Origin of the sequence: Arthrobacter sp. A5 (genome assembly GCF_051131705.1) — a bacterium.
In the GTDB taxonomy this organism is placed as follows: Bacteria; Actinomycetota; Actinomycetes; order Actinomycetales; family Micrococcaceae; genus Arthrobacter_M.
Genome location: NZ_CP180316.1, coordinates 2,467,549 through 2,487,249 on the forward strand (window position 1 = coordinate 2,467,549; position 19,701 = coordinate 2,487,249).

19 protein-coding genes and 1 tRNA gene are annotated in these 19,701 nt (G+C 64.3%); 1 reads left to right on the forward strand and 19 read right to left on the reverse strand.

All coding sequences use genetic code 11. The features are described 5' to 3' along the window. Positions 1–41: 41 nt before the first annotated feature. The 16 genes from ACLLJI_RS11645 to ACLLJI_RS11720 form a co-directional block, all read right to left on the reverse strand. The gene (locus ACLLJI_RS11645) at positions 42–479 is read right to left on the reverse strand and encodes a YchJ family protein (RefSeq protein ID WP_434621482.1); all 438 of its coding nucleotides are present in this window, start codon (positions 477–479) and stop codon (positions 42–44) included. Continuing rightward, positions 469–951 (reverse strand): hypothetical protein, encoded by a 483-nt coding sequence (locus tag ACLLJI_RS11650; protein ID WP_434621753.1) that lies wholly within the window; start codon positions 949–951, stop codon positions 469–471. The genes ACLLJI_RS11645 and ACLLJI_RS11650 overlap by 11 nt, the downstream gene beginning before the upstream one ends. A gap of 384 nt (positions 952–1,335) precedes the next feature. Beyond that, the gene (locus tag ACLLJI_RS11655) at positions 1,336–1,656 is read right to left on the reverse strand and encodes a nucleotidyltransferase family protein (RefSeq protein WP_434621485.1); all 321 of its coding nucleotides are present in this window, start codon (positions 1,654–1,656) and stop codon (positions 1,336–1,338) included. A 279-nt stretch (positions 1,657–1,935) separates the two neighbouring features. After that, a tRNA-Ala gene (locus tag ACLLJI_RS11660) sits at positions 1,936–2,011 on the reverse strand. A gap of 136 nt (positions 2,012–2,147) precedes the next feature. Then, positions 2,148–2,828 (reverse strand): histidine phosphatase family protein, encoded by a 681-nt coding sequence (locus tag ACLLJI_RS11665; protein ID WP_434612432.1) that lies wholly within the window; start codon positions 2,826–2,828, stop codon positions 2,148–2,150. A gap of 30 nt (positions 2,829–2,858) precedes the next feature. Beyond that, positions 2,859–3,305 carry a ribosome silencing factor gene (gene rsfS, locus ACLLJI_RS11670; protein WP_434612434.1) on the reverse strand — a complete coding sequence of 149 codons (447 nt, stop codon included), beginning with the start codon at positions 3,303–3,305 and terminating at the stop codon, positions 2,859–2,861. Positions 3,306–3,333: 28 nt separating this feature from the next. Then, positions 3,334–4,173, reverse strand: a complete 840-nt coding sequence (locus ACLLJI_RS11675) for a hypothetical protein (RefSeq protein WP_434612436.1) — start codon at positions 4,171–4,173, stop codon at positions 3,334–3,336. 7 nt (positions 4,174–4,180) lie between these two features. After that, the gene (gene nadD, locus ACLLJI_RS11680) at positions 4,181–4,789 is read right to left on the reverse strand and encodes a nicotinate-nucleotide adenylyltransferase (protein ID WP_434612438.1); all 609 of its coding nucleotides are present in this window, start codon (positions 4,787–4,789) and stop codon (positions 4,181–4,183) included. Positions 4,790–4,847: 58 nt separating this feature from the next. After that, positions 4,848–5,093 carry a hypothetical protein gene (locus ACLLJI_RS11685; RefSeq protein ID WP_283559261.1) on the reverse strand — a complete coding sequence of 82 codons (246 nt, stop codon included), beginning with the start codon at positions 5,091–5,093 and terminating at the stop codon, positions 4,848–4,850. Positions 5,094–5,246: 153 nt separating this feature from the next. Next, the gene (locus ACLLJI_RS11690; RefSeq protein ID WP_434612441.1) at positions 5,247–6,527 is read right to left on the reverse strand and encodes a glutamate-5-semialdehyde dehydrogenase; all 1,281 of its coding nucleotides are present in this window, start codon (positions 6,525–6,527) and stop codon (positions 5,247–5,249) included. Positions 6,528–6,552: 25 nt separating this feature from the next. After that, positions 6,553–7,713: a glutamate 5-kinase gene (gene proB / locus ACLLJI_RS11695; protein ID WP_283559381.1), complete on the reverse strand. Its 1,161-nt coding sequence runs from the start codon at positions 7,711–7,713 to the stop codon at positions 6,553–6,555. Next, on the reverse strand, positions 7,703–9,313 hold the full coding sequence (gene obgE / locus ACLLJI_RS11700) for a GTPase ObgE (RefSeq protein WP_434612442.1): 1,611 nt from the start codon (positions 9,311–9,313) through the stop codon (positions 7,703–7,705). The genes proB and obgE overlap by 11 nt, the downstream gene beginning before the upstream one ends. A gap of 188 nt (positions 9,314–9,501) precedes the next feature. After that, positions 9,502–9,765, reverse strand: a complete 264-nt coding sequence (gene rpmA, locus ACLLJI_RS11705) for a 50S ribosomal protein L27 (RefSeq protein ID WP_283559258.1) — start codon at positions 9,763–9,765, stop codon at positions 9,502–9,504. A 50-nt stretch (positions 9,766–9,815) separates the two neighbouring features. Next, positions 9,816–10,124, reverse strand: coding sequence for a 50S ribosomal protein L21 (gene rplU / locus ACLLJI_RS11710; protein ID WP_434621489.1), 309 nt, complete (start codon positions 10,122–10,124; stop codon positions 9,816–9,818). A gap of 408 nt (positions 10,125–10,532) precedes the next feature. Beyond that, a complete protein-coding gene (locus tag ACLLJI_RS11715) occupies positions 10,533–12,092 on the reverse strand; it encodes a bifunctional hydroxymethylpyrimidine kinase/phosphomethylpyrimidine kinase (RefSeq protein WP_434612445.1) in 1,560 nt (519 codons plus the stop codon). Between the two features lie 353 nt (positions 12,093–12,445). After that, positions 12,446–16,108: an Rne/Rng family ribonuclease gene (locus tag ACLLJI_RS11720; RefSeq protein WP_434612447.1), complete on the reverse strand. Its 3,663-nt coding sequence runs from the start codon at positions 16,106–16,108 to the stop codon at positions 12,446–12,448. 483 nt (positions 16,109–16,591) lie between these two features. On the opposite strand from ACLLJI_RS11720, the gene ACLLJI_RS11725 reads away from it, so the two are divergent. After that, the gene (locus tag ACLLJI_RS11725) at positions 16,592–17,323 is read left to right on the forward strand and encodes a vitamin K epoxide reductase family protein (RefSeq protein ID WP_434612449.1); all 732 of its coding nucleotides are present in this window, start codon (positions 16,592–16,594) and stop codon (positions 17,321–17,323) included. 103 nt (positions 17,324–17,426) lie between these two features. On the opposite strand, the gene ndk is transcribed toward ACLLJI_RS11725, so the two are convergent. The 3 genes from ndk to ACLLJI_RS11740 are packed head-to-tail and all read right to left on the reverse strand — an operon-like array spanning position 17,427 to position 19,699. Next, positions 17,427–17,843 (reverse strand): nucleoside-diphosphate kinase, encoded by a 417-nt coding sequence (gene ndk / locus ACLLJI_RS11730; RefSeq protein ID WP_434612451.1) that lies wholly within the window; start codon positions 17,841–17,843, stop codon positions 17,427–17,429. A gap of 50 nt (positions 17,844–17,893) precedes the next feature. Continuing rightward, positions 17,894–18,337: a DUF4233 domain-containing protein gene (locus ACLLJI_RS11735; protein WP_434612453.1), complete on the reverse strand. Its 444-nt coding sequence runs from the start codon at positions 18,335–18,337 to the stop codon at positions 17,894–17,896. Then, positions 18,338–19,699 carry a bifunctional folylpolyglutamate synthase/dihydrofolate synthase gene (locus ACLLJI_RS11740; protein WP_434621492.1) on the reverse strand — a complete coding sequence of 454 codons (1,362 nt, stop codon included), beginning with the start codon at positions 19,697–19,699 and terminating at the stop codon, positions 18,338–18,340. It abuts the gene before it with no gap. Between the last annotated feature and the right edge of the window lie 2 nt (positions 19,700–19,701).

A 19,701-nucleotide genomic window follows, 5' to 3' on the forward strand; every position in this document is an offset into this window, starting at 1 on the left:
CAGCAGGCAATAGTCACTTCGATGTGTTTTCCGTGACCCGATCAGGAGGCGACTAGGCCGTCGAGATATAGCCAGCGCCCGCCGGCCCGGACGAAATGGCTGAACTCGCGCTGACTGCCAGCGCCGCCGTCGTGCTTGAAATAGGCATGGAATTCCACCGTTCCTTCGGTGTCCAGCGGGCCACCGGCCGTTGTGGAGAGGATGTCCAGCCGGTACCAGCGCAGGCTCGAATCGAGCTCAAATTGCTCGGGACGGCTGCTCGGGTGCCAGCTCCGCAGCAGGTACGCAATGTCGCCGACGGCGAAGGCCGTATAGCGCGAACGCATCAGTGACTCGGCTGTGGGCGGTGGCTCGTCTCCTTCCAGGTAGCGCTTACAACACGCGCCATAGGTCTCGCCGCTGAGGCACGGGCACCTGGCGTCCGCGTCGGGATAAGCGGCGTCTGGAGTCTTTTCGTAGGAGTCGCCTTTAGTCTTGATGCCGGTCCTCGGATCCCTTGGTCTCCGGCGGGAGCTGGTGCCCCATCTGCCTGTCGTCCGGGCGCACGGAATTGCCTTCCCTCTCCACTGCCTCTTTGGGGGCCGAATTGCGGGCCTCTGGAGCGGTCCGTCGACCGTGGGAATCGACGTCGGGATCAACCCTGTCCGCCTCCCTGATCTGTTCCTCGGTACGGCTTCGCGCGGTCTGGGCGTGATCCTGACGCCGGCCTGCTTCCCTCCGCAGTTTTTCGGCGTTGAGCTCCGCTTCCTTTGCGTCCGCGTCGGCCCTGGCGGCTTTCGCCTCGCTTTCGCGGGCGCTGAACTCATCGTTCTTCGCCGACTCGCGGAGCTCTCCGGCGCGTTGCCGATCCGCTGTGACCTTTCGCCTGCGACCCAAGAAAAACAGGAGTCCCAAAATTATCAGGACGACGATCACGACGACGATTATCCAGATCACCGCAGTTGTATCCATACGATCCGCCTCATTCCGTTGACCACAATAGGTATAGCCCCAGTAAAGCGCAGAACGGGCGGTAAGGCCATGCAATTGGCTATGCCTTGCTCAGGTCAGCAGGAGTGGGGCGTCAACGAAACGTAGAAAGCTTAGGTTCGTCAACGTACGGCTGACGGATGCCTACTGACTCGTCGCAGGAACTTATCCGGACAGGCCTGTCCGATGCCTTGTTAGCGGCGGACCCGACTCCACCGGCTACGGCAGGTATTTCCACGCCGACCCGGGCGCCGACACGGATGGCTACCCCGACGCGACCTAACTAACAGTGGAGCTGAGACCATTCGAAGCGGCCGGCCTCCGCCTGCTGATATTACGGATGCCGATTACCGAATGCCGTCTGGATTAGTTGACCGAATACCGGAATGCTGGTGCGAATAGTCTCCCAGATGACAACTTCCTCGACGCTTCCTCTGTGAGGATGCGAGCCATCCCGTAGCCGCTGCTGCCGTCAGTAATGACGTCTACAGGAATACCCAAGATGTCTTCCGCCTCCGCTTGGAATCCGGCAACGTCGAGAAGCGTAACGCCCATGGGTGCATGGACCAGCAAATCAACATCACTGTCCGGCATGTCCGCACCCGTTGCGCAGGAGCCGAAAACTCTGACTTTAGAGAGTCTGTTTCGGACGGCGGCTTGGCGAATCTCAGCACCGTGAGCGTCCATAGTGAGAGATGGTCGCAGTCGCGTTGCCTTCAGGATTGTTGCCAAAGTCTCCGGTCGCGGCACACGTACCCCAGCCTCAGGCGGAGATGTTCGGCTGCGCAACCCCACTGACTTCGGCAAGTTTTGACTGGCTCAGTCGCGCGCGCTTCCGAGATCTGCTGGGACGGCTCCATGAGGACAACTATATTTCGTTGATATAGTACGAGACGGTTGCACTTAAAACCCGGACGACAAGAAAACCGCCGGAACTCTTAATATCCTTGAGTTCCAGCGGTTTTTTGGTGGAGCTGAGGGGATTCGAACCCCTGACCCCCTGCATGCCATGCAGGTGCGCTACCAGCTGCGCCACAGCCCCAATCTCTATTGCTTCGTTTCGGAGTTTCACGACCTCGCCGGAGCAACTTGTCAATCTTAGAACAGTAAATCCCCAGATACCAAATCGGCGTATTGACCGCACGGCGGCGGGTTAAATTCGGGCCGGGAACCGACTGCTAATTTTCGACGGGTTCGAGCTGCGGTTCTGGAAGAGTGCCCGCGTTGTGTTCAGTCAGCTTCCAGGGGCCGTCTGGTCCCCCAATCACGCCGCCGTCAGGTTCCTCCAGCACGGACCAATTGCAGTTGGACAGCCCGGACAATGAGGCCCAGTTTACGTAGGGGAGTCCCATCAGCCGGGCGATGGCCACCCTTGCCGCTCCCCCGTGCGTGGTGACGACCATGGTCCCTCCCGGTTCCAGACCCTTAAGCGCGGCCAGAACCGCCCGTCTCATGCGTTCGGCCACTTCTACCCGGGTCTCGCCCCCGCCGGCCCGCACTCCACCCTCATCCCGCTCCCAGCGCAGTACCTCATCCGGATAGCGTTCGGCGATCTCCTCGAACGTCAGGCCTTGCCACTTTCCGGCATAGGTCTCCCGCAGCCGTACATCCGTTCCAACTTCCAGCCCGGTAAGATCCGCCAGGGCCTGCGCGGTGTCCCGGGCACGCCGAAGATCCGACGAGACGATAAGGGAAGGCCCGACGGCGGCCAGCAGAGCGGCTGCCTTGTCCGCCTGCGCGCGGCCAACGTCGTCGAGCGCTATGTCCGCCTGGCCCTGAAAGCGGCGTTGCGCGTTCCACCGGGTCCGCCCGTGGCGCCAGAAAACAATCCGCCGGCGTTCACCGGCGGATTGTGACAATCCTGAACTCTTCACGTTGTGGTCCGGGTGCTACTCTGCCGGGTCCGCTGATCCATCGGCGGCAGCGGGTCCGGCCTCCGCAGCACCCTGGGCATCCGCCTTCGCCGATGTGTCCTCGGCCTCAAGCTGCAGGTCAATGACGGGGCAGTCCTTCCAGAGGCGCTCCAGCGCGTAGAAGATCCTGTCCTCTTCGTGCTGGACGTGGACCACCACTTCGGCATAGTCCAGCAGAACCCAACGGCCGCCGGAGCGGCCCTCTCGGCGGACCGGGCGAAGGTTCGCCTTGATCAGTTCCTCTTCGATGCCGTCGACAATGGCGTTCACCTGCCGTTCGCTGGGCGCGGACGCGATGAAGAAGATGTCCGTGATGGCCAGTACGTCGCTCACATCCAAGGCAATGATGTCCAGGGCGAGCTTGTCCGAGGCTGCCCGGGCGGCTGCCCTGACGATGGCGACGGAACTTTCTGTTGCGGTCACTGATTTCCTTCTGGTTGGGCGGTGTGGCCTAGCGGGCCAGTCCGGTAATGATCAATATAAATCCGGTGATAAGAGCCACGGCTGCTATCAAAATTGCGCCCCAAAGGATCAGTCTGTTGCGCTGAAGCCGTCCCAAGCCCGCGGTTACGGCGTCCAGCGGCTCCAGACCGTGAGCACTTCCTGCCGGCAGCGGCGGCCTTTCGGTTCGCTCGAATGCAGCAGCCGGCAGCTGATCCCGGGTGGGCGACTGTGCCGGTACATCCGCGGCAGGAACAGCCGGAGACGACGCGGGCCCGGTGCGCGTAAGCGGCATCAGTCGTGAAACCACGGGAATATGGGAGGTGGTCGGCGGCCGCATGACGGGCCTGTCGATGCCAGGCACGCGGATAAACTCCAGCGGGGTCACCATGGCCAGATTGTGGGCAGCTGCCGGATCACTGATTGGTGGGTTGCTCTGGATGCTGTCCTGCGCCAGCCACTCCCTGGCCTGGGTGTGCCGGTTGAGCACCTCGGCGCGTTCGGCCATGGCACGTTGCTGAGCCATGATGTCAGGATCCACGGCCAGCGGATCGGCCGTCGCGGCGGCCGGCAGGTTGTCAATCTGCTCGCGCGCGTCCTCGACCAATGCGTGCGCCGCCGCGACTGCTTCCTCGACGCTCAAGGAACTTTCCACGGCCGGACCGGCGCCCCGGGAAGAGGTGTCGCCGAAAGAGGTTCCGCGTTCGGCCTCCAGCCGGGCCAAACGGAGGGCACGCCGGGTCGGCAGTACAGGGCCCTGGTCAACGGCAGCGGCGCTCGGCTGCTCCGAAGGACCTTGCGCGGGTCTGCCTTCCCTGCGACCGGGCACCGGGTCTGATTCCTTGCTCATTTGCTACTCATTCAGTACTGGAACTCACTTGTTGATTGGAACCCACACCGTTGTGTCCTGATTCAAGGTATAGCCCGTATTTCGCGATGTACTGCACCACTCCATCGGGGACCAGATACCAAACCGGGTTCTGTTCCTGGACGCGATTGCGGCAATCGGTGGACGAGATTGACATTGCCGGCACTTCCAACAAACTGACGTCGGAGCGGCCCATGCCGTCGAGGACGTGGCCGGGACGCGTCACACCAACAAAGTGCGCCAACGACCACAGCTCGTCGTTTTCCTTCCAGGACATGATCTGTGCCATGGCGTCCGCGCCCGTAATGAAGAACAGATCAGCCTCCGGACGCATCCGGCGCAAGTCCCGCAGCGTGTCGATGGTGAAGGTGGGACCGGGCCGGTCGATATCGACCCGGCTCACCGTGAACCGCGGGTTGGATGCCGTCGCAATAACCGTCATCAGGTAGCGGTGTTCCGGCGTGCTGACCTGCTGTCTGTCCTTCTGCCATGGCTGCCCGGTGGGTACAAAAACAACCTCGTCGAGATTAAACACGGCGGCGACCTCACTCGCAGCGACGAGGTGACCGTGATGAATAGGGTCGAAGGTCCCGCCCATGACGCCCAGTCGGAAGCGACGCGCGGACCCGTTCACCGGTTGTGCGGATGGCGATATGTCAGGAATGGGAAATCTTTTCGCCCTCGCCATGGTCGTGCTTGTTCGTGTGCTGGCGGTGCGGATCGGCGCTCTCATCGACCGCGGTGTGCCGGTTACCCATATTGGTGAAGGAGAGGGTGATAAACATCAGCACCAGCAAAACGACGAAAATCGACACGCCAAACATCCACCACGGCATCAACAGCGGCGCTTTTTCCTCATGTTCGGTGGCAGCTGCGAGAACGCCAGCAAGCTGGGTCAACATATTTCTCCCCTAAGTATCAATGGCAGGTACATTCCGGGAATGCACCCGCACCGTCGGTGGTGTGTCCTGAAGCTAATGTTACGCGAACGGGCCGCCGCCGGCACCCGGACGCTCCGGGCGCCGCCGTCGGGCATTACCCAAACAATCCTGACACTAGCTCCGGACCTGACCTTCGCCCTGCACAATCCATTTGGTCGTGGTCAGCTCGGTCAAACCCATGGGTCCGCGGGCATGGAGTTTCTGCGTCGAAATGCCGACCTCAGCGCCCAACCCCATTTCGCCGCCGTCGGTAAACCGGGTGGAGGCGTTGACGATCACTGCGGCTGAGTCCACCTCTGCGATGAACCGCTCCGCGTTCGCCAGATCGTTGGTCAGGATGGCTTCGGTGTGGCCTGTGCTCCAGCGACGGATGTGGCTGACCGCCTGGTCCACGGAGTCGACCATGGCCACGGCCAGATCGAGGTCCATATACTCCCGTCCCCAGTCTTCATCGTCGGCCCGCACGGCTTTCAGTCCGGCGGGCAGGGCCGCCATGATGCGTTCATCCACGTGCAGCCGGACACCGGCCGCGGAAAGCGCTGTCAGGACCTCCGGCAGCACGGTGGCTTCGCTGTGGACCAGCAAAGTCTCCACCGTGTTGCAGACGCTCGGGCGCTGGGTCTTCGCATTGAGCAGAATGTCCACCGACATCTTGGCGGACGCCGATTTGTCGATGAAGATGTGCACGTTCCCCTCGCCCGTCTCGATCACCGGTACGGACGCGTTGTTCAGCACCGACTGGATCAGATCCCGGCCACCGCGGGGAATGAGCACGTCCACACGGCCGCGTGCGCGCATCAGAGCATCCGCACCTTCCCGGCCGTAGCGGTCAACGCTCTGCACGGCGTCGGCGGGAAGCCCGGACTCTTCCAGCGCGTCGCGCAGGATGCCCAGCAGTGCTTCGTTGGTCTTCGCGGCGGCACTGCCGCCGCGAAGGATGACGGCGTTGCCGCTTTTAAGCGCGAGCCCGGCGATGTCGACGGTGACATTGGGCCGTGCCTCGTAGATGGCTGCCACCACGCCCAACGGGACGTTCACCTGGCGCATCCGCAGGCCGTTGGGCAGGGTTTGACCTCGGACCACGTTGCCCACGGGATCCGGCAGCGACGCAAGATTTTCCAGCGCCTGGGAAAGCCCTGCCATCCGGTCCTCCGTCAGAGTGAGCCTGTCGAGCATGGCAGCGGATGTTCCGTCACCCCGTCCCCGGGCCAGATCCAGGGCATTGGCCGCGAGCACCCGGCCGCGGTGCTCCCCGAGGGCGGCAGCGATCGCCAGCAGTGCCCGGTCCTTCCAGGAGCGGTTGGCATGCGCCATCCGGCGCGATGCCGTCCGGGCCCGGTCCGCGATGGCGTACACCGCTTCGGTCACATTCTGTTCCACAGCCAGCTCAGTCATGGCACAAGTTTAGGCCAAGCGTGTCTCAGAGCAGTACCAGATCATCAACGTGAACAACTTCGCGTTCATATTCCGGGCCCAGCGCCCGGGCCAGCTCCTTGGTGCCGTGGCCCAGCATCTGCGGGAGTTCGGCGGCCGCATAGTTGACCAGTCCGCGCGCCACAACCACTCCGTTCAAGTCGGCAAGTTCGACGGCGTCACCGGCTTCGAAATTGCCGCTGACAGCCGTTATGCCAGCCGGCAGCAGGGACTTGTGCCGCTCTCGAACGGCCTTAACGGCGCCGTCATCGAGCGTCAGCGTGCCGCGGATATCGGCCAGATGAGCCAGCCAGAGCAGACGCACCGGGCGGCGCGCGCCATTGACGCTGAACCAGGTGCCGACGTCGGCGCCGGCCAGCGCCGCGGCCGCGTTGGCCGCGGATGTCACCAGCGCGGGGATGCCGGTATCAGCGGCGATGGCGGCCGCTTCGACCTTGGTGGCCATCCCGCCGGTGCCGAGGCCGGCCTTACCGGCGGTACCGATCGTCACGCCTGCCAGATCCGCAGGTCCGGCAACGTGGCTGATCCGCTGCGCCCCGTGCTGCGGCGGCCCGTCATAGAGCGCATCGACGTCGGAGAGCAGCACCAGTGCCTCGGCCTTGACCAGGTGCGCAACCAATGCCGCGAGCCTGTCGTTGTCGCCAAAGCGGATTTCGTGCGTGGCCACCGTGTCGTTTTCGTTCACAATCGGCACGACGCCCAGGTGCAGCAGCCGTTCCAAAGCGCGGTGGGCGTTGACGTGCTGCGTCCGGCGGGTCAGATCTTCCGCCGTCAGCAGGACCTGGCTGACCGTGACACCGTGCGCGGCGAACGCTTGGCTGTACCGGGCCATCAGCAATCCCTGGCCCACGCTGGCCGCAGCCTGTTGGGTGGCCAAGTCCTTGGGCCGTCGGGCCAACCCGAGCGGAGCCAGTCCGGCGGCGATCGCTCCGGAAGAGACCAGAATCACCTCGGTGCCCTGCAGTCGGCGTTCGGCCAGCACCTGCACCAGCGACACCAGAGCGCGCTCAGAAATTCCGCCGGCCACGGTGGTAAGGGACGACGAGCCGACCTTAACGACGATCCGGCCGGCGGTGGCGAGCCCGGAGCGGTCCCGCAGCTGTGCTGCCGCCGGACGCCCCGGCTCCAGCTGCGCCTTAGGAGTCATCGCCGTCGTGGTCCAGTGCACCATCCTCGACCAGCTGGCTTTCACGCAGCGGCGCAGCCTTCTTGCCGGGCCCGGGCGTCCCGGTCCAGACACCGGACTTACGCTCGGCCTCCAGCTCCACCCGCGTGGCCGCCCTGGCATCCTTGCGCTCCTGCTGCTCTTCGCGCTTTTGGGTACGGGTCGGCCGGTCACCGAAATCCGCCATCCGGATGTCGGTGCCGCGCGGGGATGCAAGGTGCTCGGCCCCGCCCATCATGGTGGGTTCCCAATCGAAGACCATGCCGTCACCCTCGCCGATAATGACCGTGACTCCGGGCGTGGCCCCGGCCTTGAAGAGTTTGTCCTCCACACCGAGCTTGGCCAGCCGGTCCGCCAAATAGCCGACTGCTTCCTCATTGTTGAAGTCAGTCTGCAGCACCCAGCGCACCGGCTTAGCGCCCAGAATACGGAACAGCGGCTCCAGATTCTTTTCCTCGCGGCGGATGGTGAATCCGCCGTCGTTGACGGCCCGGGGACGCAGAACCGGAACGGCCACCCGGGCTGCCTCGGCCTTAACGTCCTCGCGGGCGGCTTTGACAATTTCGGCCATCGCGAAGCCCAATTCACGCAGGCCCTCGTGGCTGACTGCGGAGATTTCAAAGACCTTGTAGCCGCGGGATTGGAGATCGCCCCGGACGTATTCGGCCATGTCGCGGCCGTCCTTGGTGTCGATCTTATTGAGGGCGACCAGCTTGGGCCGTGCGTTCAGCGGAACGACCTCGCCGTCCGAACCAGCAAAACTCATGTCGACGGCGTAACGGTCCAGCTCCTGCTCGATGATCGCGAGGTCGCTGAGCGGATCACGGTCGGATTCGAGCACCGCGCAATCCAGCACATGCACCAGGGCCGCGCAGCGCTCGACATGGCGCAGGAAGTGGTGTCCCAGTCCCTTGCCCTCGCTGGCACCCTCAATCAGCCCGGGCACGTCTGCGATGGTGAAGCGAACGTCCCCGGCCTGGACAACGCCCAAGTTCGGGATCAGCGTGGTGAACGGATAGTCGGCGATCTTCGGCCGCGCCGCGGACATCGCGGCGATGAGGCTCGATTTACCGGCGGAGGGGAATCCGACCAGCGCGATATCGGCGATGCTTTTCAGCTCAAGGACCACATCTCCGGCGTCGCCGGGGACGCCGAGAAGCGCAAATCCGGGGGCTTTGCGCTTCTGTGAGGATAAAGAGGAGTTGCCCAGTCCGCCCTGGCCGCCGGCGGCAGCGATATATTCGGCGCCCTCACTCACCAGATCGGCCAGCACATCGCCGTCCTTGCTCTTGACGACGGTTCCGGTCGGAACCTCGAGGATCAGGGTCTCGCCGGTCTTGCCGTTGCGCCAGTCACCCATGCCGGGACCGCCGTTGCTGGCGTGCCGGTGCGGGGCGTGGTGATAGTCCAGTAGCGTGGTCGTGTTGGCCGAAACGCGCAGGATGACGTCGCCGCCGTTGCCGCCGTTGCCGCCGTCGGGCCCACCCAGCGGCTTGAATTTTTCCCGTTTGACCGAGACGCAGCCATGGCCACCCGACCCGCCGGATACGTGCAATACAACCCGGTCAACAAAGCTGGCCAATAGATTCTCCTTGAGTAGTTCTGCCCTGCGGCAATTCTATCCGCGGGCAGTAAAGCAATTCATGCAAAACAAACGCCGCAGTTAAAACAGATGCTGCGGTTAAAGCAAACGCTGCAGTTAAAAGCCAGTGGAGCGAGCCAAGCGGCCCGCTCCACTGCGAAAAGCGTTTGGTGTTACCGTCCTTGCTGCTACTGCGCAGCGGCAGCGGTAACGATATTCACGACCCGGCGGCCGCGGGCGGTGCCGAATTCAACAGCACCTGCCATCAGCGCGAACAGCGTGTCGTCGCCACCGCGACCGACCCCGGCGCCTGGGTGGAAGTGCGTTCCACGCTGGCGGACGATGATCTCGCCGGCGGAAACTACCTGACCACCGAAACGCTTTACACCCAGGTACTGGGCGTTAGAGTCACGGCCGTTGCGAGTGGAACTCGCACCCTTTTTATGTGCCATTTGAAATGCCTACCTTTTCGACTAAAGACGACTAAACCGCGGGATCGTAACTACGCGATCGAGGTGATTTTTACCTTGGTCAGTTCCTGACGGTGACCCTGGCGCTTCTTGTAGCCGGTCTTGTTCTTGAACTTCTGGATAACGATCTTCGGTCCCCGAAGATCCTCCAGAATCTCAGCCGTAACCTTAATCTTAGCCAGGTCCTGCGCGGCAGAGGTGATTTTATCACCATCAACCAGGAGCAAAGCGGGCAGCTCGAATGTGCTGCCGGCTCCACCGGGGACGCGGTTCAGGGTTACGAAGTCTCCAACGGAAACCTTCTCTTGGCGGCCGCTTGCGCGGACAATCGCGTACACCACTGTGGAACTCACTTCTCTCGACGTTTATTACAAAGTTTGCGTGCGGACCCGGAAGATCATGACCGGATACCAGCTGTGCTCACCGCTCCCTGTTCCTGCCGTATCAACAGTTTCATGAACACTTCGCGTTTTCGCACCGTGCCTCGACGCCGAGGACCTCTCAAAGGAGTAAATGCCCTGTACTGGCGTAAGCACCGAAGAACAAGAATACGCTAAATCTACCCTCGGCCGCAAATGAGACTGGTCCTCGGAGACTGTATGTGAGGACGCCACCAAGTGGAACCGCATCACCCCGTCACCGGAACCGTGCTTCGTAAGCATAGCCCGAATGCGCCCGGTTCCCGCGACAGGCTGCCCGGCGCGCCGCGGGGAATCGCGGTATGGGCGATCGCGCTACTGGGAATGGCACTACTGGGAATACAGCCTCGGCGCGTCGAAGAATGCCAGTTCGAGGCGGGCTGAGCCGCCGAACGCCTGCCGCATCCGCTCCCGCTCCCCCGTCGAGCCGTTCCGTGCAGCTTGGTCCGTGATGGAGATTGCCCTCCGGGTGGCGGCCGCGAAGTCTTCATCCGCGTAGGTGGTCAGCCAAGCCGCATACGGGTGCTCGCCGTCGTCGGCCGGTTGGTCCGCACGGAACTGGTCGTGCAGCGTCGCTCCCACGTCCGCATACAGCCAATAACACGGCAGCAGGGCCGCCACGAGTTCCGCATAGCTGCCGCCGGCACTGGCCGCGAGCAAATGATCGAGGTAAGCCTTGGTCACCGGGCCCGGCGCTGCATCCGCCAGTTGGCCGCCCAGCCAGTTGCGGTGCAGCTCTGTCTCCACCAGCAGGCACTGCCGGGACGAGTTGGCCCAGAAAAGTTGTTCTTCCTCGGTCGGCGCCAGGGCGCTGGCCCGCGCCAGCACGCGTGAGTACCCGTTGAGATACAGCGCATCCTGGGCCAGATAGTACTCGAAGTGCCGCCTGTGCAGGCTGCCGTCGCCCAAGGCCCTGATGAAATCCAACCCGAAGATGTCGCGGCGCACGCCGGCGATTTCCTGCCACAACTGGCCTGAGAACTCGCCGTCTGCCGGTGGCCGGTGCGCCCAGAGCGACTGAAAATGATTGACCGGGCCGTGGCCCCCGCCGACCTGGAGTTCGTCCGCGTGCTCCAGTGCACCCTGCAGCCACGCCTTGACACGCTGCAGGGAGGCCGGCCAGTCCCCCAGCTGCGCCTGCACCGTGGCGAGGCCGGCGGAAAGCGAGCAGCCGGTGCCATGCGTATTGTGGGTGGGCACGCGGGACGCCCTGAACTGGTGCACCGAGCCGTCCGGGGACACCAGGGCATCCGGGCAGTCCTGCGAGTCCAGGTGCCCGCCTTTGACCAGCACGCGCACGTCACTGCCCGCCGCCAGCCGCTTGCCCTGCGCCAGCGCATCGTCCCAGCTGCGTGCCGGCGGCTCGTCGACCAGCACGGCAAGCTCCGGGAGGTTCGGCGTGATCAGATCGGCTTGCCGCAGGAGCTCCCGCAGCGCATGCTCGGCATTGGCCGGCAGCAGACGGTCTCCGCTGCTGGCCACCATCACCGGATCAAGAACGACGACGGAGGGCCGGGTCCGTGTCAACCATCGGGCGACCGTGTCGATCACGTCAGCGTCCCCGAGCATGCCGATCTTGACCGCATCGATCTCAATGTCCTCGGTGACGGCGTCCAACTGTTCCTTGAGAAATCCGACGGGGGGAACATGGACCGACCTAACGCCCCGGGTGTTCTGCGCCGTCAAGGCCGTGATGGCAGCCATGCCGTAGCCGCCATTCGCCGCAATACTCTTCAGGTCCGCCTGGATGCCTGCCCCACCGGAAGGATCGGAGCCGGCGATGCTGAGCACGCGCGGCACCCGGTTCAGAGCGGGCCGCGGATCCGGGCTGCGGTGCTGCTGGCTGGTTTGCTGGTTGGCCTGCTGGTTGTTTTGCTGGTTGCTGCGCATGGACGGACATCCCTTCGCCGGCGCTGACCGGGCAGGTTCAACGGGTCTGGATCTCAACCGGCCCTTTGGCGCGGCACCCCGTGTCGGAAACCAACACTAGCCGATGCCGCCGCCTCGTCCTGCCAGCCTTGAAGCCGCGCCCGTTAGTGAAGGTTCCGGACGACTGCAAAACCGAGAAAAACCGACGACCGGCGATGTTCAGGCCGAGGGCTTCGCGGTCCCCCGCCCTGATCACAACGATATAGCTCACAGCAATATAGCGAGCCCCGTGACGGTTCTGCCGCACTGCCAGAAATGGTGGCCACAGGCAATACCACGCCTGCATGTCTGCCGCAAGGTATGCAGCGGAAGGCCTACAGTTCGGAGGCCGGCACTCCAACGCCGAGAATGATCGGCGCGGTGGTCTTCGCTGCGGTCTTCGCTGCGGACTGGGGAGCCTGGGCGGGCTTGGCCGGAACATGCACGGAATGTCCTGGAGCTCCAATATCCGAGGAATTGGCCTGCCGGGTGGTCCCGGATGTACGCTGCTGGACCTCGTTCGCGTTGGCCGATCCCTGTGCGCGGCTGGCGCCGCGGTTACGGCGGCCGCGGCGTTCACTCGTGCGCAGTGGCTGACCGTTTGCGTCCAGGCCCGAATGATCCGGGACCTCCCCGGTGGGTCCCTCCGACAGGTGATCGAGAACCTGGGCGAGACCGGCCAGGGCCTGCGACGGATCCACCGGGGACCCCGGCTGCCGGCTCGTGCCGTGCGGCAGTTCAATTGCTTCCCCGCCGATATTCAGCACAGACGCGGCCGGCCTGCCCTCGCCGGCGGCCAGCGCGTTCCCGGGCGCCGTGTTCGCGGGCAGAGCATTCCCGGGTAGCGCATCCCCCGACGGAGCATTCGCGGCGAAGGTGCCCGCCGATTCAGCGTCCGCTGCCTGCGATTTGCCCGGCTGCCTGTTCTGGTCCAGCTGGCGCTGTCCCAATGTGCTCCGGTCGTCCTGCCGCGGTACAGCCGCCTGCCGGCCTGTGCCGTCGGGCTGCACGGCGGTTTGATGCTCTGCGCCCTCATGATGCACGGCATGGGTGGCCGCGGCGATCGTGGCCAGGGCGGCCCGGGCCGCCGTCGCCTTGGCCTGTCGCTCTGCGTCGACCGGCTCGTTCACCGGCGCATCCCATATCTCGGTTTCAACGGCCTGTTGGCCCCTGCGGCGCTTCTTCTCGCGCGGTGAGCGGGCCGGTTCCTGCCGCGGCTGCTCATTGCGGGCTGACGGAAGGTGCTGTTCCGCCGTCGCCGTATGCGGGCGTCGGTGTTCCACCGGAACCTCATGCGTAACGACGCCGCGGCCGGCGCAGGCCTCACACTGCTCGCCGAACACCTCCAGCAGCCCCGTACCCATCCGCTTACGCGTCATCTGGATCAGGCCCAACGACGTCACTTCCGCCACCTGATGTTTGGTCCGGTCCCGGCCCAGGCACTCGACCAGCCGGCGGAGCACCAAGTCACGGTTGGATTCGAGCACCATGTCGATGAAGTCGATGACAATGATGCCGCCGATGTCCCGCAGTCGCAGCTGCCGTACAACTTCTTCGGCCGCCTCCAGGTTGTTTTTGGTGACGGTTTCTTCGAGGTTTCCGCCGGAACCGGTGAACTTGCCGGTGTTGACGTCGACGACGGTCATTGCCTCGGTGCGGTCAATCACCAGGGAGCCGCCGGACGGCAGGAACACCTTGCGCTCCAATGCTTTGGCGATCTGCTCCTCGATGCGGAACGCGGCGAAGATATCCTCGCCCTTGGTCCATTTCTCCAGCCGATCCACCAGATCCGGGGCCACATACGTCACATAGGCCTCGACCGTGTCCCATGCCTCTTCGCCGGAGACGATGAGCTTGCTGAAGTCCTCGTTGAAGACATCGCGGACCACCTTGATGGTCAGGTCTGGTTCGCCGTACAGCATTTCCGGAGCGAGCGTTTTGGTCGACGTGGCCTGCGCCTCGATCCCTTCCCACTGCGCGCGCAGCCGGTTGATGTCGTGCGTGAGCTCTTCTTCGCTGGCGCCCTCGGCCGCGGTACGGACAATGACGCCGGCGTTTTCCGGCAGATGGTCCTTCAGGATCCGTTTGAGCCGGTTCCGCTCCACGTCGGGGAGCTTGCGGGAAATACCCGTCATGGAACCGCCCGGGACGTAGACCAAGTAACGGCCCGGCAGCGAGATCTGGCTGGTCAGCCGCGCGCCCTTGTGGCCGACAGGGTCCTTGGTCACTTGGACCAGCACGGAGTCCCCTGATTTGAGCGCGTTTTCGATCCGGCGCGCCTGCCCGTCCAACCGGGAGGCTTCCCAGTTGACCTCACCTGCATACAGCACGGCGTTGCGTCCGCGTCCGATGTCCACGAAGGCGGCTTCCATGCTCGGCAGCACATTCTGGACCTTGGCAAGATAAACATTGCCGATCAGCGAGTCCTGCTGCGTCTTGGAGACGAAGTGCTCGGCGAGGATGCCGTCTTCGAGCACGCCTATCTGGATCCGTTCGTCGCGTTGGCGGACGATCATGGTGCGGTCCACGGATTCCCGCCGGGCCAGGAATTCGGCCTCGGTGATGACCTGGCGGCGGCGGCCGGTGTCGCGGGATTCGCGCCGGCGCTGCTTCTTGGCCTCAAGCCGGGTGGATCCGCGAAGGCTGGTGACCTTGTTCGAGACCGGAGCCTCGGACGGCTGCCGCGGGGCACGGACGCGGGTCACCGTGTTGGGCGGGTCCTCATCGGTGCCGCCGGTCAGTTCCAGGTCCTGATCGCCGCGGCGACGACGACGACGGCGACGAGAGGTTACGCCGTCGGCTCCCTTGTCGCTGTTGTCCTGACCGGTATCGTCACCGGTCCGGGCGGAATCCGTGCCTTCATCAGTGGTGTCCTCGGAGCGTCCCCGACGGGTTCGGCCGCGGCGCCGTCGACGGCCGTTTTCGCTGGTCTCAGAATCTTCGTCCTCGTCGGTGGAGTCGGCGGCGTCGGCGATCTTGGTCGAGGCCGGAACAACCACGGCACTTAGGTCCGGGGCCTGGAACAGCACCGACAGGCCCGGCGTCAGGAAGAGCGGGCTCTGCGTCGGCTCCGCAGCGGGTGCGGCCGCGGACTCTGCGTCTGCTGCAGTCGGTGCCGCCGCAGGCGCGCCCGCGGACGTCGCAGGCCCGCCAGTCGCAGGAGCGTCAGGCGCAGTCGCCGGCGCGGCGTCATCTGGTGCTGCGGGCACGGAGACTTCTTCAGGTACGACGGCTTCCGCAGCCACAGCGCCAGCGCCCGGCTCAGCTGAAACCGCAACAGCGGCGGGATCAGGATGAGCAGCGGGAGCAGGATGAGCGGCGGGAGCAGGATGAGCGGCGGGAGCAGGATGAGCGGCGGGCTCGGCCGGACCGGTGGCAACCGTGACGGCAGGGGAGGCTGCCGGCGAGGAAGCACGGCGGCGGGCCGGACGCTTCGGCGCCTTCGCGGCGGTTTCGCCGGTTCCGTCAGTTCCGCCTGCGGAGATTCCGGCGGACGGAACCACTGTGGGAATCCCGTTGGCAGGAACCGCCGTAGGAATTTCGGCTGTCGGAACTGCAGGGGAGAAACGCTCCACGGGAGCAGCAACCGCGCTGCCGGCCGTCTCTGATGTCACCTCGGGGAGCACCGTCTGTGCCGGGGCCATCCCGACCGGGGTCGTTGCGCCGTTATCGGCCGCTGCCGGGCCGGTGACCTTCCTCGCCCGGCTGCGCCGCACCGATGCTTTCCGCACCGACGCCTCCGTCACGGGGCCAGCCTCCGTGGTTTCCGCAAGGCCTGAGCCCTCAACGCTCTCCGAGCTCTGCATGGCCTGGGCGGTTTCGGCCACCGCCGCACCCGGCTCCACGGGGTTCGTCCCGCCGTTGTCCGTCGTGACAACCTTGCGTCGGCTGCGCACCGCACGCTTCACCGCTGGTTCTGCCTCGGCGTCTGCCGGTACTGCGGCATCCTCCGCCGCGTCGGTCCCTGTGAACGTCTGGTCTTTATCCATCTGTGGCATTACTCCAGCCCTTGAGGCGTCGCCACATCCGGCGCCCAGGAGGGCGAAATAGTCAAAACCCGCGGGCGTTGACAGAAGTCATCTGGATACTTTCAAGGTCGCACCATCATTGGGGTGCGGCATCACTCGAAAGCCAATTGCATGTTCCCTCTCCCGCTGGTGGTCTGCCCAGCAGGGGCCGCGCGGTGGATATCGGAACACGGCGGGTATCTTCACCCCGTCCGCTCCCGGTGCGTCACCGGCGAGCTTGAAAGCTTGCGATTGGACCGTAACCCGCATATGGATCGGGTGCCAGCCAAGTTCATTGTCTCATACGGGACGCCCGGCTGTCCGTATTCCAGCGCCGTTGAACGGCCCGCGCCCTGGTCGCACTGGTGCCTTCACCATCGTTCGTCGGCGCGCCGGTTGGTTTCATGCCCGGGCAGCAGGAAGGTGATCGGGTTACAATCGGGACAGATCCGCATACCAACGAAACAGGTGAAAATGGCCCGGCCAAAAAATGCCGCAGGCACCACGTTGACCACAGGCACCGGGTCGCGGAACGGCCCGCGCACCGCTACGGCGTCCCGAACTGCGCCCCCGATTGCCGCTCCTAGCCATTCCGATGACGTCGAAACACGCCTTCCGCTGCTGACCCGGCGAAAGCCGTTCGCTTGGCTGCTGCTGATTACGGGCGTCGTCGCGTGGTTGGCCTCTGGAGCGCTGGTGCTGGACCGGCTGGAACTCTACAAGAACCCCAATGCCGTTACCAGCTGCGACGTGAACCCATGGATTTCCTGCGGGAAGGTGATGGCAACGCATCAGGCCGAGCTGTTCGGTTTCCCGAATCCGCTGATAGGCGTCTTCGCCTTTGCGATCATCATCACGACCGCCATGGTGCTGTTCGCAGGGGCCCGGATGAACCGATCGTACTGGATCGGGCTGCAGACAGGTGTCACCCTCGGGATGATTATGATCGCTTGGCTCTGGTCGCAGGCATTGTACGCTATTGGCATTCTGTGCCCATATTGCATGGTGGTCTGGGCCATGATGATTCCGCTTTTCGTCTGGACCACGGTCCGCAACGTTCAACACGGCGTCATTCCGGCGCCTGCCGGTGTGACGAGGTTCCTTGCCGACTGGGCCTGGGTAATTATTGGTCTGCTCTATCTCGGCGTCGCCGCAAGCATCTTTTTCCGCTTCGTGAATCTCTTCGTTGGCGGCGGGGCCGGCTAACCACCTCTTCCCCGCGAGGGTAAGTCGGGAGGGTAGACCCGGGTCCTGGCGGACAAGGCTCGCGATCGGCCCGGGTCCTGGCGGACAAGGGCCCCGGGATGGTTCAGGCGAACCAGATGGCGATTTCGCGTTCCGCCGACTCGACCGAGTCTGAGCCGTGCACCAGATTCTGCTGCACCTTCAGCCCCCAGTCGCGGCCGAAGTCACCGCGGATGGTACCGGGCGCCGCCGTGGTCGGATCCGTGGTGCCGGCCAGTGAGCGGAAGCCTTCGATGACGCGGTGGCCCTCGAAGATAGCGGCCACCACGGGTCCGCTCAGCATGAACTTCACCAGCGGCTCATAGAACGGCTTACCGACGTGCTCCTCGTAGTGCTGTTCCAGCTGTTCCCGGGTGGCAGCGGTCTTCTTCAGCTCGACCAACGTATAGCCCTTCGCTTCCACCCGGGCAAGGATTTCGCCGGACAGGTTCCGCGCGACGCCGTCGGGCTTGACCAGTAGCAGGGTGCGCTCAATGCTCACAGTGACTCCAATATCGTATTTGCAGCGTTTGTACAGGAGGAATTCAGTAGTCAGTTTACGGGCTTAGTGGGGTGGGATTGATCCCATTCGGCCTGCTCGCGGTCCCTCCGGGCGTTTTCCCGGTCGATCCGGATTCCGGTCCGCAGCGCGTACCACCAGGCCAGCGCGAAAAGCACACCGATGACAAACATCATCGGCTCCAGGAAACCGGCCGCAATGAGCACCAGCTGCAGAATCCAGCCCAGCGTCGGCCCCCACTTCCGGGAAACGAAGGCGCACGCCGAGATCAGTACGATGCTCAGAACAATGCCGGCCACCAGGATCAGCGGCTGGGACATGTCCTTGGCTCGGAGCCCGAAAACGGCAAGCGTGGCGAAGAAGGCAACAAAGGCCTCCAGCGCCAGCACCACGGAGGCAAACATCACCTTCGTGGAGCGCCGCTTCTTCGGCATACCGGGGCGCCACGCGCGCTGTGCCTTGGTCAGACGAGCCATTTAGATCCCTTCCTTGCCCAGCAGGATACGGGCCTCGGCAACCACCGTGATGGAGCCGGTGATCAGCACCCCGCCGGCCAGGTCATTGTGGCTTTCGGCGCGTTCCACGGCCCACTCGATCGCGTCGTCGAGCCCTTCGGCGACGTGGATGTTTTCCTCGTTCCAGCCCAGATCCGAGGCCAGTTCAGCGAGCTCCCCCGCCGGCATAGCCCGCGGCGATTTCGACTGCGTCAGGCAGATTTCCGCCGCCTCGTCGCCATAGGATTCGCGCAGCTGGCGCAGGATTCCCTCCGCGTCCTTTTCCTGCAGTACGCCCAGCACGACGACCAGCTTGCTGAGCGCGAAGGCTTCCTGCAACGCCTCGGCGCTGGCGGCAATGCCGGCAGGATTGTGGGCGGCGTCCACCAGCACCGTCGGAGCCGTGCGCACCACTTCCAGCCGACCGGGCGAGGTCACCGTTTCCAAGGCTTCGCGGACGACGTCGATATCCAGTTCCTTGGTTCCGCCGCCGAAGAACGCCTCAAGTGCCGCGACGGCGACGGCGGCGTTTTCCGCCTGGTGCGCCCCGTGGAGCGGGAGCACGAGATCCGGATAGCGTCCGGCCAGACCCTGCACCGTCAGCATTTGGCCGCCCACGGCGACAGCGCGGGACTCGACCCCGAACTCGACCCCCTCGAAGCGGAACTCGGCGTTCTTGTCGCGCGCCGCTTCCAGCAGCACCTGGGCGGCGTCAACGGGCTGGGCCGCGCTGACCAGGAAGGCGCCTTCCTTGATGATGCCGGATTTTTCCAGCGCAATATCGCGCGTGGTGTCCCCCAGCAGCTCGGTATGGTCCAGCGAGATCGGCGTCACCACGGCCACCAGACCATCCGCAACGTTGGTTGCGTCGGTGATCCCACCTAGCCCCACCTCGAGCACGGCCACCTGCACCGGCTCGTCGGCAAAGACCGCAAAGGCCAGGATGGTCAAGCATTCGAAGTAGGTCAGCCGCGGCTGCGAATCCGCCTCCAGCTCGGCATCCACGATCGCCAGATACGGCCGGATCTCATCCCAGATCCGCACAAACGTCCCATCCGGGACGGGCCCGCCGTCAATGCTGATCCTTTCCGTCACCTTGGACAGGTGCGGACTTGTGTACCGGCCGGTACGCAGGCCGTGCGCGCGCAGGCCCGATTCGATCATCCGGGCAGTTGAGGTTTTTCCGTTTGTGCCGGTGATATGGATGACAGGGAAAGCCTTGTTCGGCTCTCCCAGCACATCCATGGCCCGGAACAGCGGTGCCAGTCGGGGCTCCATTTTATTTTCCGGCGCCCGCCCCAGCAGTTCGGCGTAGACGCTCTCCACCGAGAACTCGTCGTGCATGT